Annotated in this window: 18 protein-coding genes; 4 read left to right on the forward strand and 14 right to left on the reverse strand. The window is 54.5% G+C overall.

Features of this window, described 5'->3' with window-relative positions:
* Nucleotides 1-2 precede the first annotated feature (2 nt).
* From flgJ to E2H98_RS00930, 11 genes are all read right to left on the reverse strand, one after another.
* Nucleotides 3-980: a flagellar assembly peptidoglycan hydrolase FlgJ gene (gene flgJ, locus E2H98_RS00880; RefSeq protein WP_133589735.1), complete on the reverse strand. Its 978-nt coding sequence runs from the start codon at nucleotides 978-980 to the stop codon at nucleotides 3-5.
* Entirely contained in the window at nucleotides 980-2,065 is a 1,086-nt protein-coding gene (locus E2H98_RS00885; protein WP_133589737.1) for a flagellar basal body P-ring protein FlgI, read from the reverse strand. Before E2H98_RS00885 ends, flgJ begins: the two co-directional genes overlap by 1 nt.
* A gap of 10 nt (nucleotides 2,066-2,075) precedes the next feature.
* A complete protein-coding gene (flgH, locus tag E2H98_RS00890) occupies nucleotides 2,076-2,750 on the reverse strand; it encodes a flagellar basal body L-ring protein FlgH (protein ID WP_232475441.1) in 675 nt (224 codons plus the stop codon).
* Between the two features lie 14 nt (nucleotides 2,751-2,764).
* The gene (flgG, locus tag E2H98_RS00895; protein ID WP_133589741.1) at nucleotides 2,765-3,553 is read right to left on the reverse strand and encodes a flagellar basal-body rod protein FlgG; all 789 of its coding nucleotides are present in this window, start codon (nucleotides 3,551-3,553) and stop codon (nucleotides 2,765-2,767) included.
* A gap of 32 nt (nucleotides 3,554-3,585) precedes the next feature.
* Nucleotides 3,586-4,323, reverse strand: coding sequence for a flagellar basal-body rod protein FlgF (flgF, locus tag E2H98_RS00900; protein WP_133589743.1), 738 nt, complete (start codon nucleotides 4,321-4,323; stop codon nucleotides 3,586-3,588).
* A gap of 29 nt (nucleotides 4,324-4,352) precedes the next feature.
* A complete protein-coding gene (gene flgE, locus E2H98_RS00905) occupies nucleotides 4,353-5,645 on the reverse strand; it encodes a flagellar hook protein FlgE (protein ID WP_133589745.1) in 1,293 nt (430 codons plus the stop codon).
* 15 nt (nucleotides 5,646-5,660) lie between these two features.
* Nucleotides 5,661-6,335, reverse strand: coding sequence for a flagellar hook assembly protein FlgD (locus tag E2H98_RS00910; RefSeq protein ID WP_133589747.1), 675 nt, complete (start codon nucleotides 6,333-6,335; stop codon nucleotides 5,661-5,663).
* Nucleotides 6,336-6,431: 96 nt separating this feature from the next.
* Nucleotides 6,432-6,845 carry a flagellar basal body rod protein FlgC gene (gene flgC / locus E2H98_RS00915; RefSeq protein WP_133589979.1) on the reverse strand — a complete coding sequence of 138 codons (414 nt, stop codon included), beginning with the start codon at nucleotides 6,843-6,845 and terminating at the stop codon, nucleotides 6,432-6,434.
* A 2-nt stretch (nucleotides 6,846-6,847) separates the two neighbouring features.
* The gene (gene flgB, locus E2H98_RS00920; protein ID WP_133589749.1) at nucleotides 6,848-7,249 is read right to left on the reverse strand and encodes a flagellar basal body rod protein FlgB; all 402 of its coding nucleotides are present in this window, start codon (nucleotides 7,247-7,249) and stop codon (nucleotides 6,848-6,850) included.
* Between the two features lie 196 nt (nucleotides 7,250-7,445).
* Nucleotides 7,446-8,303 (reverse strand): CheR family methyltransferase, encoded by an 858-nt coding sequence (locus E2H98_RS00925; RefSeq protein WP_232475442.1) that lies wholly within the window; start codon nucleotides 8,301-8,303, stop codon nucleotides 7,446-7,448.
* Nucleotides 8,304-9,230: a chemotaxis protein CheV gene (locus tag E2H98_RS00930; protein WP_133589751.1), complete on the reverse strand. Its 927-nt coding sequence runs from the start codon at nucleotides 9,228-9,230 to the stop codon at nucleotides 8,304-8,306.
* 106 nt (nucleotides 9,231-9,336) lie between these two features.
* On the opposite strand from E2H98_RS00930, the gene flgA reads away from it, so the two are divergent.
* The 3 genes from flgA (at nucleotide 9,337) to E2H98_RS00945 (ending at nucleotide 11,021) form a co-directional block, all read left to right on the forward strand.
* Complete coding sequence (flgA, locus tag E2H98_RS00935; protein WP_133589753.1) at nucleotides 9,337-10,053, forward strand: flagellar basal body P-ring formation chaperone FlgA; 717 nt, start codon at nucleotides 9,337-9,339, stop codon at nucleotides 10,051-10,053.
* Nucleotides 10,054-10,206: 153 nt separating this feature from the next.
* Nucleotides 10,207-10,530 (forward strand): flagellar biosynthesis anti-sigma factor FlgM, encoded by a 324-nt coding sequence (gene flgM, locus E2H98_RS00940; RefSeq protein ID WP_157591196.1) that lies wholly within the window; start codon nucleotides 10,207-10,209, stop codon nucleotides 10,528-10,530.
* On the forward strand, nucleotides 10,530-11,021 hold the full coding sequence (locus E2H98_RS00945; RefSeq protein ID WP_133589758.1) for a flagella synthesis protein FlgN: 492 nt from the start codon (nucleotides 10,530-10,532) through the stop codon (nucleotides 11,019-11,021). The genes flgM and E2H98_RS00945 overlap by 1 nt, the downstream gene beginning before the upstream one ends.
* 55 nt (nucleotides 11,022-11,076) lie before the next feature.
* Here E2H98_RS00945 and E2H98_RS00950 read toward each other — a convergent pair whose 3' ends face one another.
* The 3 genes from E2H98_RS00950 to E2H98_RS00960 all read right to left on the reverse strand — a co-directional run bounded on the left by E2H98_RS00950 (nucleotide 11,077) and on the right by E2H98_RS00960 (nucleotide 15,033).
* Nucleotides 11,077-11,409: a hypothetical protein gene (locus E2H98_RS00950; protein WP_133589760.1), complete on the reverse strand. Its 333-nt coding sequence runs from the start codon at nucleotides 11,407-11,409 to the stop codon at nucleotides 11,077-11,079.
* A 116-nt stretch (nucleotides 11,410-11,525) separates the two neighbouring features.
* On the reverse strand, nucleotides 11,526-14,186 hold the full coding sequence (pepN, locus tag E2H98_RS00955; RefSeq protein WP_133589762.1) for an aminopeptidase N: 2,661 nt from the start codon (nucleotides 14,184-14,186) through the stop codon (nucleotides 11,526-11,528).
* 169 nt (nucleotides 14,187-14,355) lie between these two features.
* Complete coding sequence (locus E2H98_RS00960) at nucleotides 14,356-15,033, reverse strand: hypothetical protein (RefSeq protein ID WP_133589764.1); 678 nt, start codon at nucleotides 15,031-15,033, stop codon at nucleotides 14,356-14,358.
* Here E2H98_RS00960 and E2H98_RS00965 point away from each other — a divergent pair.
* A complete protein-coding gene (locus E2H98_RS00965) occupies nucleotides 15,011-15,382 on the forward strand; it encodes a hypothetical protein (RefSeq protein WP_133589766.1) in 372 nt (123 codons plus the stop codon). The genes E2H98_RS00960 and E2H98_RS00965 overlap by 23 nt on opposite strands.
* Nucleotides 15,383-15,431: the final 49 nt, after the last annotated feature.

Raw genomic sequence — 15,431 nt, forward strand, 5'->3', positions numbered from 1 at the left:
GTTTACCTGATAACATTTCCCAGCAATTTGCGTGCCTCACTGAGTGCAGATTTGAACAAATCACCATCGTAGATGCGCATGACCTTGTCGGCATACTGCGGATCGGTGGCATAACCGCCTTGTTGCAAACCGGAGATATACTGTCGTGCATCTGGCTGGCCACTGATCGCCTGCTGATAGCGTGGCGATTGCTTGATGAAATTGACGTAATCAGTGAAGGCATCATCACGATTGGCATAGTCGCGGAACAGCGCTGATACCGATTGCGGTTTTTGCTCCACATACTCCAACGTTTGCTGCTGCACCGCTTCGCCTTGCCAGCGCCCATCGGCCTTGATGCCAAAATAGCGATGGTTGCCCTGCCCGCTCTGCGTACTGCGACCCCAACCGGTTTCCAGTGCCGTTTGCGCCAGCAGAATTTCCGTTGGTACGCCCAAGGCTTTTGCTGCACGCTCGGCTTGCGGCAGAACCGATGCAAAGAATTTTGCTGGTTCAGTCGCCTGGCTCGGCTCAGTATTGGTAACCGGCGCGACCGCAGCCCGTTTCAGCAGCATCGGCACCGCTGGCGCGGGTGCATTTTCAACGCTCTTCTCATTGTTGTTCAGCGGAAAGCGCGGCGCTTTCGGTGATGTCGTCGTTGGCATGCTGAGTTGACGAATCATCAAATCGGCAAGGCCAAGCGAATTTTGCGCTGACAGCGTGGCGGCCAATTGTTCATCATGCATTTCCTGATAAAAATCGACGGATTCGCCGCCGAACAATTCATCATCACCAAGCGCTTCGTTGGCTTCGCGCATGGTTTTAATCAGGGTTTTCAGGAAATGCGATTCAAATTGGCGAGCCGCGGCTTCCAGCGCCGCATCACCATCACGTCTGCCGAGTGAACGCAGCTCGTTTAGTGACTTCAGATCATGATAACTGGCATTAGCTTGCGTACTGGCATTCAGCAAACCGGGCAATGCCGACGCATCCTTGATCATCAGATCACCACCAGCTCAGCCTGCAAGGCACCGCTTTGTTTCAACGCTTCGAGAATGGCCATCAAATCACCGGGCGCGACACCAACGGCGTTAACGGCCCGCACGATTTGATCAAGCGTAGCACCGCGCGGAAACAGGAACATTCTGCCTTCTTCCTGTTGCACGCCGATATTGCTTTGCGGCGTCGCGACGGTATCGCCGCCGGCCAATGGATTGGGTTGGCTGACATTGATATTTTCCGAAACGGTGACCACCAGATTGCCGTGTGCGACGGCCGCTTCACGAACGCGAACATGATTGCCAATGACAATCGTGCCAGTGCGCGAATTGATCACCACTTTCGCCGGCGGCTCGCCCGGCTCCATCGTCAGATTTTCCAGCACCGACATGAACGTCACGCGCTCAGCCGGATCGCGCGGCGCACCAATGCGAATCGAACCGGCATCAAGGGCGGCAGCGGACGCCGGCCCAAGCAAGCGATTGACTTGATCGACCACGCGTTTTGCCGTGGTGAAATCGGGTGCATGCAAATTTAAGGTAATCGAATCGCCTTCGGCGAAACCACTCGGCGATTGCCGCTCGACAATGGCGCCATTGGGTATGCGACCGGCGGTGGGAATATTGACCGTAACACGCGAGCCGTCATTGCCTTGCACGCCGAAACCACCCACCACCAGATTGCCCTGGGCAATGGCATAAACCTGACCGTCAATACCGCGCAATGGCGTCATCAGTAGCGCTCCGCCACGCAATGATTTGGCTTCGCCCAAACTGGAAACGGTGATATCGATCGTCTGACCGGGTTTTGCATAAGGTGGTAACTGCGCATGCACGGCGACCGCCGCTACATTCTTGAATTTCAGGTTCTGACCTTCCGGCACCGTGATGCCGAAACGTTGCAGCATCGAGCGGAAAGTCTGTGCCGTATACGGCGTTTGCTCGCCGGTACCATCAAGACCGACAACCAGCCCGTAACCGACAATCGGGTTCGAGCGCACACCGGAAATACTGGCGATATCTTTCAGGCGCTCCGCTTCGCTAGCGCAGGAGATGATCAGGCAAAAACACAGCAGCAAGACACGCATGATCTACCTCTTAAAGTGGCCACCAGGACGAGCTGAAGAAACGCGACAACCAGCCCTGACGATTGGCCTCGGCCAACTGGCCGGTGCCGCTATAGGAAATACGGGCGTTGCCAACACGAGTCGATTCAACCGAGTTATCAGGATCGATATCTTCCGGACGAACAATGCCGGTAACGCGGACAAATTCCTGACCGGTGTTGATCGTCACCCACTTGTCGCCACGGACAACGAGGTAACCATTCGGCAACACATTGGTGACCATTACGGTAACGGTACCGGACAAGGAATTGCTCTGCTTGCTGTCGGCCTGGGTGCGGAATTGGCGCTTCATGTCGATATCGGTTTCGAACGTGTAGTCGCCTTTCAGTGACGGACTGGTGCCGAAAATAATCGGCGCATCGAGTTCGTTCTTGTCATCCTTCTTGATATTGGTATCGGCTTTCTTCTGCGCCTGCATGTTTTCCACCAGACGAATCGTGATCAGATCACCAATACGCACCGCCTTTTTATCTTCAAACAAATAATTGGCCGTCGAAACGTTATAGATTGCGCCTGGCGTGCCCGGCTCGATCGCCGGGATATCCGGCAATACCGGCGCGAACATCGGGTCATCCGGTTGCGGTCCCTGCAATGCCTGGCAACCTGCCAAACCACTGAGCAAAACGATGAGACCAATACGCAACATAATCATTCACCTTGTTACAGAGTCTGGCTGACGTACTGAAGCATGGCGTCAACGGTCGAAATCACTTTTGCGTTCATTTCGTAGGTGCGCTGGGTTTCAATCATGTTGACCAGCTCTTCGACAACATTGACGTTTGAGGACTCGAGTGCGCCACCACGAAGCAAACCCAAACCGGTCAAGCCGGGCGTGCCGACAATCGGCGCACCGCTGGCCAGGGTTTCCAAATAAATGTTGTCGCCGGATGGCTGCAAGCCGGCATGATTGACGAAGTCGGCAATCGTGATGTTGCCGATGATCGCCGGTGCGGCCTGGCCCTGCAGTGTCACCGAAACGGTGCCATCAAGACCAACCGTTAAACTTTGCGCATCAGCGGGTACCGTGATTGCTGGCTCCAGCAAATACCCTTCACCAGCGGTTACGACTTGACCATCCTGATTCAATTGAAAATGACCGGCACGGGTATAACCAATCGTGCCATCCGGCATTTGCACCTGAAAAAAACCACGCCCTTGAATCGCCATGTCCAGCGCGTTGTCCGTGGTTTGCAGCGTGCCTTGGGTAAACTGTTTTGGGTTGGCCACCATTTTCACGCCAGTACCGAGCATCAAACCGGTAGGCAGTGTGGTTGCTTGTGTGGTCGCAGCACCCGGCTGACGAATGTTTTGATACAGCAAGTCTTCGAATACGGCGCGGTTTTTCTTGAATCCGACCGTGCTGGCGTTGGCCAGGTTGTGCGAAATCACACTCAGGTCGGCTTGCTGCCCGTCCAATCCGGTTTTGCTGATCCACAGTGCTGGATGCATGGTGTTACCTCACTTCACGAAACAACTGTTGATTACAGTTGCATTAATTGTTCCAACGAGCTGTCGTTTTCATCGGCGACACGCATCATTTTCACATTCATTTCAAATTGCCGGGCCAAGCTGATCATGTCGACCAGTTCGGCGACCGCATTGACGTTGCTGGACTCCAATGCACCCGGCACCACCGATACATTCGGATCGGCCAGCGCAATGGCGCCATCGATCCGACGAAACAAGCCGTCTTCACCTTTGACCGTTTCCCGGACATCGGGATTGACCAGCTTGATCCGGTCAATGACCAGCACGGCGTTGGCCGGTGCGCCCTGCGGTTTGATGGAAATCGTACCGTCACCACCGATATCGAGTTTCTCGTTTGCTGGAATGGCAATTGGACCACCATTGCCGAGCACCAGACGGCCACCGGAGGTTTCCAGTAAACCGTTGGCGTTAACGCGCAGCTCGCCACCGCGTGTGTAGGCTTCTTGGCCATTGGCATCCTGCACGGCAAGAAAACCATCGCCTTTGATCGCGATATCCAGATCGTTGCCAGTGGTTTGCAACGAGCCAAACGAATGATCAGTTGCCGGCCGCTCGGTCATGACAAACGCGCGGCTCGGCAATCCCTGATTGAAGATCGGCATCGCCCGCATTTGCGCCAAATCGGCCTTGAATGCCGTGGTATTGGCATTGGCCAAATTGTTGGCGGCTTTGGCCTGCGCCAGTGATGTTTCTCTGGCGCCGGTCATCGCGATATAAAGCAGTCGATCCATAGCAAGGCTCTCAGTTCAACTCACGCCGATTAACGAATCTGGACAATCGTTTGCGTGATGGCATTTGAGGTTTCGATGCTGCGGGCGTTGGCCTGGAAATTCCGCTGTGCGGTGATCAAGTCAACGAGTTCACGCGTCAAATCGACGTTGGAACTTTCCAGCGCACCGGAACGCACCAAACCAAAATTCGATGTTCCTGCTTCACCAGCAATGGCCGTGCCGGAATCAATCGTCTCGGCCCAGTTGGTGTTGCCAAGCTGATTCAGACCTTGATTGTTCGGGAAACGCGCCAACGCCACTTTGCCAAGCGCCTCTGATTGGCCATTGGAGAACGTAGCGCGCACGACACCGGTGTCACTGATATTGATACCAGTCAGTCGACCAACACCGAAACCATCCTGACTCAGGGTGTTGACGATAAAAGGTGACGCGTATTGCGTTGTGGTGTTGCTGCCGAAATCTAGTGTCAGTGTTTGCGCCGGGTCGGCACCATTGGTGAAGCCGAGCGGCGCCGTGGTGAAAATACCGAGCGGCGCAGCCGGTACTGAACTTTGCAAGTTACCGTTATTGTCGAAGGTCAATCGACCATAAAGCTGACCGCCGGCACCGGCAGTGCCGCCGGCGATATCGACCGGGTTGCCATCAACCGAGTAGTACACCGCCCAAGAGTTCGGTGTCGCCTGATCTTTAACGAAATGGAACGTGCCAATATGCGTTTGACCAAGCGAGTCGAAGAACGACAGCGAGGTAGATGACGAGAAAGTTGTCGGTTGCAATGGGTCAAACGAGTTGACGTTCAAACCATTGGCCGACGCCGACAAGTTGGTGCCGATTTCCACTTCACTGGTCAACGATGGCGTGCCCGCCGTTTGCGGCAATTGCAAAGGAATGGTACTGAACAATGAGGTGGCGGTGACGCTGCCATCCGGATTGACCGGAAACGCCTGCAAAACCTGGCCGGACGCGTTGACGACAAAACCGTTGTTATCGACACCGAATGCACCGGCGCGAGTATAAATACGCTCGGAACTGGTCAGGTTCGGCGTCAACACAAAGAAACCTTCACCACTTACAGCCATATCCAGAGTGTTATTGGTGAAATTCAAATTACCTTGGGCAAACTGTTGCGACACGCTGCTCAGCAAAACACCAGAACCGATCGCTGTGCGGGCACTACCGAGCGCCGAGGTGGCAAAAATATCGCCAAATTGCGCACGCGATTCCTTGAAACCGGTGGTGTTGACGTTGGCGATATTGTTCGAGGTGACCGACAGGTCCGATTGTGCGGCATTCAGGCCGCTCAGTGCTGTATTAAACGACATAATTACGCTCCAGGCTTAACCGCCAATCTGTTGAACTTGTGATAAAGGAACTGAGCCAAGACCGGCCAGATTCAAAACGATTTCTCCGGTACCGCCAGCCAGATTGACACTGCTGACCAATACCCGCATATCCGTTGCCACCTGCTCGGTGCGATTGCCATGCGAGGCGAACACGGCAAAACTGTACCGCCCTTCCGGCATCCGGTTGCCTTGTGCATCCAGTCCATCCCAGAACAAATCGGTTTCACCTGCGCCCTGTGGTCCCATTTCGATATTGCGAACCAGCGCGCCGGAACTGTCGCGCACTTCCAACACCACGCGCGACGCATCCGCTGCAAGCTCCGCTGATCCAAGCATGCCGCCTTCATGAAAAAGGTAAGCGGTATCCGACGGTACCGAGACAATCTGACCAACCAACGACGAGGCCTGCAGCGCCTGATTCGAGGTCAGCGAATTGGCCAAGGAATCGAAACGGGTATTGAGTTGCTGCAAGCTGTCGAGCTGGGAAAATGTCGCCATTTGCGCGACAAACTCGGTGTTGTCGAGCGGTTTGAACGGATCCTGGTGCTGCAATTGCGTGGTCAGCAACGCCAGAAAATCTTCCTGACCGAGTTCTTTTTTGTCGTTGGTATTTTCCGTCCGGGTCAAGCCCAGTTCGGCATAGACATCGGCGACATTACTGATTGACATGACGTTTTCCTCGCGACCGAAGCTTCAAGGCTTGCGGTAAAAAATCAGCGCTGTTGATCAATATTTAATCGGTGTTACTGAAACTTTGAATCGACGTTACTGACCTAATTGCAAAGTACGGACCAACAATTGTTTGGCGGTGTTCGCCACCTGAACATTGGTCTGGTAAGAACGCGACGCCGAAATCATGTTGGCCATTTCCTCGACGACGTTGACGTTCGGTTGGTAGACATAGCCCTGCTCGTCGGCCATCGGATGATCTGGTTGGTAACGGGGCCGGGCCGGCGCCTGGCTTTCAACGATGCCTTCGACTCGCACACCGCCCAAACCGTATTCGTTGTTCATCGCTTGCTGAATCGCCGAGAACACCGGATGACGCGCTTTGTAGGTTTGATCGATGGAGCTGGAAATGCTGTCAGCGTTGGCCATGTTCGAGGCCGTGGTGTTCAAGCGAATTGATTGCGCTGACAATGCCGTGCCAGCGATATCCATGACGTTCGACAAATCCATCATTACTCTCCTCTGATCGCCGTCATCAACGAACGAAATTTGCCGCCGAGAAACTGCAGACTGGTTTGATACTGCACGGCGGCTTGCGCGAACGCGGCTTGTTCAATGGCCGGGTCAACGGTATTACCGTCACCGGTATCCGGTTGCAGCGGCACCCTGTACTGCGCTTCCGAAGACAAATAGCGACTCTGCCCATTCAAATGCCTGGCATCAGTGCGGGTCAGTGCGAAATTCGACTGTCCTTTCGACGCTTGCTGCAGCGCCTGACGAAAGTCGATGTCCTGGGCCTTGTAGCCGGGCGTATCAGCGTTGGCGAGGTTATTCGCCAATAACGCAGTGCGCCGTGATTGCAGGGTCAGCGCCTGTTCGTGAATGCCCAATGCCTTGTCGAAATTGATGCCCATTGCCGTACTTCCGGTGAATTGCTCTAACCGGTTTATGGCAAAAGCTGTGCCAAGCTGGAATCAAGTGAATGTGAACGGGATCGCTACGCACAGTGAACGCGAGCGGCAATTCTTTGCCGCCTTCAGAAACCGCTTGCCGGATCGGCAAAAACAAAAAGCCGGCATTTGCCGGCTTTTCGGTGTTCATTGTTACGGTTTATTTGCGTCGGTAAACAATTCCCGGAGAACAGCGGATCATCTCAAATCGGCTACCGGCATCGCCGAGCGATTCTGACCCACCAACAAATAAGTAGCCGCCTTTTCTCAACCGTTCACCGAGCGCATTCAACACCTGGTTTTTTACCTGCGGATCAAAATAAATCAGCACGTTGCGACAAAAAATCACATCGAATGGCCCCACCGAATACGGCATGTTCAACAAATTCAGGCTTTGGAACATCACCTGTTGACGAATGGCCTGGCGCACGCGCAGCCGCCCGTTTTCAACCGGTTCGAAATATGTTTTCTTTCGCACTTCCGACAGCCCGCGCGCCATCGCCAGCGAGTCGTAAACGCCCTCTTTTGCCGACGCCAACACCGATGAAGCGATATCGGTAGCCAGAATACGAACGCCAGCAAAAGGCTTCGCCCGGTTTTTCTGCCGGTATTCATCGGCCACCATCGCCACCGAATAGGGTTCCTGGCCGGTCGAACAGGCTGCGCACCAGATCGACAGCGGCGCCATACCACCCGCTTCCGGAAAGATTTGTTTTTCCAGCACATCGAACGGGTAGTTGTCGCGAAACCACATGGTTTCATTGGTGGTCATCGCATCGATAACCGACTGCAGCAAAGCACTGGAGAAACCGCCTTGCAGCTTGTCGACCAATTGCCCGAGCGAATCCATATTATTGTCGCGCATCAGTGAGGTCAGGCGACTGGTCACCAGGTATTGCTTGCCTTCACCCAATACGATGCCACTGCGCTGTTCCAGCAGTTGGCAAAACCGCGCGTAATCCGATGACTCGTTGGCCTTGGGAGTCGAAGCAGAAGTCATCGCCAATATGCCGCTCATTTATGCCTGTTGGTTCATTTGTTTTTGTACGGCCTGCGCCAACTCATCCGGGTTGAATTTCGGAATGAAATCGTCGGCCCCGACTTTTGCTACCATGGCCCGGTTGAAAACGCCAGACAACGAGGTGTGCAGCAGAATATACAGCTCCTTCAGCTTGGCGTCGTTACGAATTTCGGCGGTCAGCGTATACCCGTCCATTTCCGGCATTTCGATATCGGAAATCAGCATCAGAAATTCGTCATAAATGCTGCGGCCGGCATTGGAAATTTCACGAAGAATCTCGAGCGCTTCGGCACCATCTTTGGCCAATACGGTTCCAAAGCCGAGCTGCTCGACGGTTTTCTTGACCTGATTACGGGCAACAACGGAATCATCAGCAATCAACACTTTGCGTTTGACGGCGGTGCTGCCAGCAGTCTTGTCGAGCACTTCTTTACTGACGGCCGTTGATTTTGGTGCGATTTCGGAAAGAATTTTTTCGACATCGATAATTTCGACCAATTCTTTTTCGATCTCGGTAACCGCCGTCAAGTAAGTATTTTTACCGCTGCCTTTCGGTGGTGGGTGAATCGCCGACCAATTCATGTTGACGATGCGTTCAACCGAGCTGACCAGAAAACCCTGCACCGCGCGATTGTACTCGGCAATGATAATGAAACTGTTTTGCAAATCTTGCACTGGCGGTCCACCGATCGCCATGCTCAGATCGATGACTGAGATGGTATTGCCGCGAATGTGGGCGACGCCGCGCACAACAGAGTGGCGTCTCGGAATTTCGGTCAGTGAGGGGCACTGCAGCACTTCCCGCACCTTAAACACGTTGATGCCGTAACGCTGCCGACCGCCCAGGCGAAACAACAATAGTTCCAGGCGGTTTTGACCCACCATCTGCGTGCGTTGATTCACGCTGTCCAAAATTCCGGCCATACCCTGTTCCTCGTATGCCTCTCTGATGAAGGCATGATTTCTGCTTTGACCTGGCTCAAGAAGCAGGTCTTCCCCTGTTCTTCCTGTAGAAGCATAGGTCAAGCCAATGAAATTGCGTAATTCCCTGAACAAGGTTCTGATGCTGCTGGCGACGGCATTCTGGCCGCTGCTTGCCGGTGCTGATTTGGCGCCCACGGTGCCTGAGCCGGAATCACTGACCGAACTCGCGCGGCAATTCATTGCCAGCCAGTTGCCGCCGGCATCTGCCGATGTGGAGCGTCGAATTGACGTCGCCGATCCCGACCCACGTTTGCGACTGGATACTTGTCGCAGCAAAATTGAAGGCTTCTGGCCCGGTAATGGTCGGCGCATAGGTCATACGGTCATCGGTTTGCGTTGCATTGACGAAGGCGGCTGGCAGGTGTTTCTACCGGCGGAAATCGCCGAATGGCGCACCGTGGTTGTGGCCGCCCGTCAGCTGCCGCGCGGTAAACGACTCGATGAAAACGACCTGCGACTGAAAAAGGCGCCGGTCAGCCAACTGCGCGGCCAGCAATACACCAGCAAACGTCAATTGCTTGGCGCCTCGTTGCGCCAGGGCGTCAACACCGAAACACCGATCACCAATCAGCTGGTTTGCGTCATTTGTCGTGGCGATACCGTCACGATACGGGCCGAAGGCAACGATTTCGCGATCAGCGCCAAAGGTGAAGCGATGAGCCATGGCAATCCCGGTGATCGCATTCCGGTGCGCAACCTGAACTCGAGACGGACGATACAGGCGACGGTCAGCGGCCCAAACCAGGTCAGCGTCGCCCTTTGAGCGAGTGGCCCCGTTTTTGCACATCTTGTTGCAGATCCTTGCAGGCGGCAGATGCCAACACGGCAACTCAAATTAAGGCTAAAGAATTCCGGGATAAGGCCGATATACTGGACATAGGGTAAAGCGATGCGGGCACTAAACAGGCTAAGTTACATGGACATCAAGCAATTAGGTACCACCGGTACCCCGTCGGTAGATAGCAAACGAGCAGAACAGCGCGCGCCCATTGAGCGTGAGCCGTCGCCCCAGCCTGCCGGCAAGCAAGACGTTGCCCGCACACAGCCCCCGGAGTTGGAACTGTCTGCCGAGGCCAAGACCTTGCAAAAAGCCATCGCCAGCGCCAGCACCCAACCGGCCGTTGATCAAAACCGCGTTGAACGCCTGCGGGCGTTGGTCAACAGCGGTCAGTATCCGGTCGATGCGCAATCGCTGGCCAAGAAAATCATCCAGTTTGAACAGCAATTCAAGGATCGCTGATGGCTGCTATCGACATGACGCCAGTTGAACTGCAGACGCTGCGTCAGGCACTGGAGCAGGAAACTGAACTGGCCCAGCGGCTTTACGAAGTGCTGGCGCAGGAACAGCAGGCGCTGGAGCAAATGGCGTCGGAACAAATCCACGAACTGGCCAAATTGAAAACCCAGCTGCTGATGCAGATGGACGAGAAAATGGCCGTTCGCCAAAAGCTGATGCCGAACGCCAATCCGCAAAACGGACTCGAATCCTTTCTTGAGCAGGCACCGGAAATGGTCGCCCGCGTGCTGCGCCCGGTCGTTGAGCAGTTCCGTGAATGGTTGTATCGCTGTCACCGCCAGAATGAAGTCAACGGTCGCATCATCGCCGGCAGCCGCCGCAGCGTCGAACGCTCACTGAACCTGTTGCGCGGTCAAAACCCGGATATGGTGTTGTACAACGCCAAAGGCGCAGCGCGACCAATGGGTGCTTATCACCGCCACGCCACGGCTTGAGTTTTGCTCTTTGCAAAAAAAGCCCGCCTAAGCGGGCTGTTTTATTTGTGCTGAATCATTTGTCTTTATTGAAATACTTTTGCCAAAGCGACAAACCGCGAGCATAAGCGTACAGCAGAATTGCCGCGACCAGCGTAAAGCGGCCAAGCTGGAACTGCCAGCTTTGCGGGTCGCCCGAACCATGCCACCACATATAGCCACCGACCAGAAGAATCACCACGGCAAACATTTGCAGCATGTTCTGCCGATGCAAACTGTCGCGCCGTTTTTTCGCCTGATGTTTCTCCAGTTGCTCCAATCCGCCTTCCGGATTGAAACCACAGTGCGGACAAGCCGGCGCCTTGCTCGACTTCTGTTTGCCGCAGGCACCACATTTCACAATTGCCATCTTTGTTTTCCTGAGTCGTTCACTTCTGCAGGCCAAGGCCTGACACCACCCCACAACCGGTATTGTCGACACGCAAACGCATTGTTTCTACGTGCTTATTACCAAACACTGTTCAATTAGGCCTCGACCGACTTGCTGACGATCTCGAATACATCCGGCGACAGACCCGATTGCGTCAACAGCGCCTTCAGCTCTTTCAACATCAATTGCTGACGGTCATCGTCATAGCGTTTCCAGCGGTTGAAAGCGCTGACCAGGCGCGCCGCCAATTGCGGATTGCTCTGGTTCAGCCGCGCCACCCGCTCGGCAATGAACTGGTAGCCGGCGCCATCAGCGCGATGGAAACCAGCAGGATTGGCGTGTGAGAATGCCATCCACAAGGCACGCACCTTGTTCGGATTTTTCGCGTCGAATGCCGAATGCTGCTCGAGCTTTTGCACCTCCTGCAATGCCGACGCCAGAGGCGCTGTCGCCTGCACCGTGAACCATTTGTCCATGACCAGCGCTTCGTCGACATACCAATGAGTAAAATCATCGAGCGCCTGCTGCCGATTCGGCGCGGCGCTATGCGCCAATGCGCGCAACGCGGCAAAGCGATCGGTCATCGTTTTTGCTTCATGCAATTGCGCGTGAGCCAGCTGATAGGCTTCGGCGTCGGTGCTATCGACCAACAAGCCCAGACAGGTATTGGCCAGCGCTCGTCTGCCGGCCGAGTCGCCGTCCAGACCGGTGGCACCGCGCACTCGCTGGAAACAATCGCGCAGTGGCTGGTACAGCGTTTCCGCTACTCGACGCTTAATGAATTGCTGAGCCGCCACCAAGGCATCGATATCAATTTTTTCCACCAGCTCCTGCAGATAACCGATATCCGGCAATTGCAGCAAGCGCGCGCGCAAAGCGTTGTCGAGCTGATGATTATCGAGCACGGCCGCCAGCGCTTCGGTAACGATGGCCGGCAAACGCATTTCTTCGCCGGCACGGAATTGCTCGGCAGCATTCAACATGACCCGGCTGACCAGTTGCTGTGCGGCATCCCAGCGGTTGAACAGGCTGCTGTCGTTGGCCAGCAGAAACGCCAGTTGTTCATCGCTGTAGTCATAGCGCAATTTCACTGGTGCAGAAAAATCGCGCAGCAGCGACGGCAACGGTTTTTCGCCGATATGTTCAAACACAAACTGCTGCTCGGCACGCTGCAGCGGCAACACCGCTTCACGACCGTAAATAGCCTGATCGTCAGCGTCCTTCGATTGCCAATTCAGCGGCAAGTCATTGCCGGCTTTATCCAATAAGCCAATCTTGAACGGAATGAAAAACGGCTGTTTTTCTTTTTGCCCCGGCGTTGCCGGGCAATGCTGTTTCAGCGTCAAGGTGTAACGTTGATTGGCGGCATCATAGTGATCACTGACATTGATAACCGGTGTGCCGGCCTGTGAGTACCACCGCTTGAATTGTTCCAGATCGCGCTGATTGGCGTCAGCATGAGCCTGAACAAAATCGTCGCAGGTAACAGCCTGGCCGTCGTGACGCTCGAAATACCGATCCATGCCCTTACGAAAACCGTCGGCACCAAGCAAGGTATGCAGCATCCGGATCACTTCGGCACCTTTGTTGTAGACGGTTACCGTGTAGAAATTGTTCATCTCGACATAGCTGTCGGGGCGAATCGGATGCGCCATCGGGCCAGAATCTTCGGAGAACTGCGCGGTGCGAATGACACGCACATCATCGAGCCGCTTGACCGTCGGCGAGCCCATGTCCATCGAGAATTGTTGATCGCGAAATACCGTCAATCCTTCCTTCAGTGACAACTGAAACCAGTCGCGGCAGGTCACCCGGTTGCCGGTCCAGTTGTGGAAGTATTCGTGCGCAATGACCGCCTCAACACCATCGTAATCGGCATCTGTGGCAGTCATTTCGTTGGCCAGCACATACTTGGTGTTGAAGATATTCAGGCCCTTGTTTTCCATGGCGCCCATGTTGAAGTCGGACACCGCAACGATTTGGTAGATATCCAAATCGTATTCACGGCCATAGACCTCCTCGTCCCATTGCATCGCTTTTTTGACGCTGCGCATCGCGTGTGCGCACTGATCGAGCTTGCCTTTATCGACATAGATCTTCAGCGCCACCGGGTGGCCGCTCATCGTCGTGAATGAGTCCTCGAGCAGATCAAAATCTCCGGCGACCAGCGCAAACAAATAACAAGGTTTTGGAATGGGGTCATGCCAGCGGGCCCAATGACGTCCTTCAGGCAATTCACCACTACCTGCCGGATTACCATTACCGAGCAAGGCTGGATAAGCGTTTTTGTCAGCGCGAATGGTTACGTCATAAACCGACATGACATCGGGCCGATCGAGAAAATAAGTAATGCGGCGGAAGCCTTCGGCCTCGCATTGGGTGCAGAACTTACTGCCACTTTTATAGAGGCCTTCTAGCCGAGTGTTGTCCTGCGGCTTGATCTGCACGACGGTTTTCAGCGTGAACGATTCCGCTGGTTGGCGAATGACCAAATGGGCGTCCTGCAATTCATAGCCAGATAGCGGCAGCGCCTGGTCGTTAACGGCAATGCTCTTCAGCTCCAACTCTTCGCCATCGAGCCGTAATTCCTCAACCGCGCCCGTGAACAGCGGGTTACGGCGTAGCGCCAGGCAGGAATGGATTTCGGCATGGCTCTCGAACAGCTCGACAAGCATATCGACCCGATCAATCAGGTAACTGCTCGGCTGGTATTGCTCGCGGTATTTCGTGGTTTTGCTGACTTCGCCTTTGGCCATGCGGGGCATCCTATGCGGAAAAGAGGTTAAGAATAGTCGGCCGCCATTGTACTGAAGCTTGACCGTCACACCCACCGGGCCGACGCATTTGCCCTGTGAAACAAGTGAGAGATCACTTTAAATCAACATTAAAATTTAATTCTATTTATTTGTTTTAATTGCGCTTTTCCTATTTCGCACTATGTTCCACGAAACCCGCTGGCGGTGCCAGATGATAAGCATGGCCCCAACATTCTTCGGCTGAGTCAGCGTCGTCCAGCTCCCAGTCCAGCGGTCTATCCGGGTCGGTATTGAAGGTAAAGCGCCATTGCCGCTGCGGGCCAGACTCGACGATTTCCATCACAGCCCCGCTCTGCCTCCACTGCCCGTCAGACTCGGAAATCACTAGCCAACGTTCAGACTCCGGCAGCCATTCCGAATCGGAAAGCCGTGCAGAGCCATCGCCACGGGTATAGATATCGGTCAGAAATTGGCCGCAGGTGACTGAAAATTGCAGCCTTTCCTGATCGGCGATCTCCTGAGTCAATGGAAAATACAGCACGACGTTATCAGCCGTAGCTCGATGTCCGGGGGAACGGTTCAGCTGCAGCTCAAACTGCGGCACGCCGACTTCCTGTAGCAGCGTCGAGATATCAAGCGGATCCACTCCAGCGCCGTAAACCACCAGCGGCAGCGTCGTTTTCGGCGGATTGAAACGATTACTGAAATATTCGACGCGCCAGTTTTTATGCTGGGCCAGCGCCTGCTCAAGCCGTTGCTCAAACCCTTCCGGTTGCCCCTGCTCGGCAACAAACAAGGTGTGTGAGGCACAACCCGGTAAAACGATGAAAACTAAAAGCCATCTCAAAAATTGTCTGGACGATGGCGAGGTGCGCGAAGAGGAGCACAGGAACCGGAGTTTACAAGTAGTAAATGAGGATTCCGAGCACCGCATTCGCGCAGATCGCCGAATTCCAGGCATTTTTGAGATGGCTTCTCGCAACATAAGCAAACTACGCACAGATGACTCCCTTCCGCCGGCTCGGCATCGGCACAAAGGTAGCATCGGAAAAGCGGCGAAAACGCCGATCGGGACTATTCACCTGAATGCCGATCACAAGCTGGAGTTTGCTGCTGCGCAGCATAACAATCCCGGTGGTCAGGCTTTGGGCTGTCATCAGCTTTGTGTACAATGCGCGCGCTTTCCGTTTGCGTAAAGGGAAACTGGCGCTCTTCCTATAAGATAGCTAGCCTTTTGCACTCGCC

The organism is Permianibacter aggregans (genome assembly GCF_009756665.1).
Taxonomy (GTDB): Bacteria; Pseudomonadota; Gammaproteobacteria; order Enterobacterales; family Permianibacteraceae; genus Permianibacter; species Permianibacter aggregans.

Coding starts and splice junctions, on each gene's coding strand:
- flgC (WP_133589979.1), bottom strand. CDS start 6,845: ATGGATTTGTCGAACGTCATGGATATCGCTGGCACGGCATTGTCAGCG.
- E2H98_RS00945 (WP_133589758.1), top strand. CDS start 10,530: ATGGCTGCTATCGACATGACGCCAGTTGAACTGCAGACGCTGCGTCAG.
- flgB (WP_133589749.1), bottom strand. CDS start 7,249: ATGGGCATCAATTTCGACAAGGCATTGGGCATTCACGAACAGGCGCTG.
- E2H98_RS00925 (WP_232475442.1), bottom strand. CDS start 8,303: ATGAGCGGCATATTGGCGATGACTTCTGCTTCGACTCCCAAGGCCAAC.
- E2H98_RS00965 (WP_133589766.1), top strand. CDS start 15,011: ATGAAAACTAAAAGCCATCTCAAAAATTGTCTGGACGATGGCGAGGTG.
- E2H98_RS00930 (WP_133589751.1), bottom strand. CDS start 9,230: ATGGCCGGAATTTTGGACAGCGTGAATCAACGCACGCAGATGGTGGGT.
- E2H98_RS00910 (WP_133589747.1), bottom strand. CDS start 6,335: ATGTCAATCAGTAATGTCGCCGATGTCTATGCCGAACTGGGCTTGACC.
- flgE (WP_133589745.1), bottom strand. CDS start 5,645: ATGTCGTTTAATACAGCACTGAGCGGCCTGAATGCCGCACAATCGGAC.
- flgJ (WP_133589735.1), bottom strand. CDS start 980: ATGATCAAGGATGCGTCGGCATTGCCCGGTTTGCTGAATGCCAGTACG.
- E2H98_RS00950 (WP_133589760.1), bottom strand. CDS start 11,409: ATGGCAATTGTGAAATGTGGTGCCTGCGGCAAACAGAAGTCGAGCAAG.
- flgG (WP_133589741.1), bottom strand. CDS start 3,553: ATGCATCCAGCACTGTGGATCAGCAAAACCGGATTGGACGGGCAGCAA.
- flgA (WP_133589753.1), top strand. CDS start 9,337: ATGAAATTGCGTAATTCCCTGAACAAGGTTCTGATGCTGCTGGCGACG.
- flgH (WP_232475441.1), bottom strand. CDS start 2,750: ATGTTGCGTATTGGTCTCATCGTTTTGCTCAGTGGTTTGGCAGGTTGC.
- E2H98_RS00885 (WP_133589737.1), bottom strand. CDS start 2,065: ATGCGTGTCTTGCTGCTGTGTTTTTGCCTGATCATCTCCTGCGCTAGC.
- pepN (WP_133589762.1), bottom strand. CDS start 14,186: ATGGCCAAAGGCGAAGTCAGCAAAACCACGAAATACCGCGAGCAATAC.
- flgM (WP_157591196.1), top strand. CDS start 10,207: ATGGACATCAAGCAATTAGGTACCACCGGTACCCCGTCGGTAGATAGC.
- flgF (WP_133589743.1), bottom strand. CDS start 4,323: ATGGATCGACTGCTTTATATCGCGATGACCGGCGCCAGAGAAACATCA.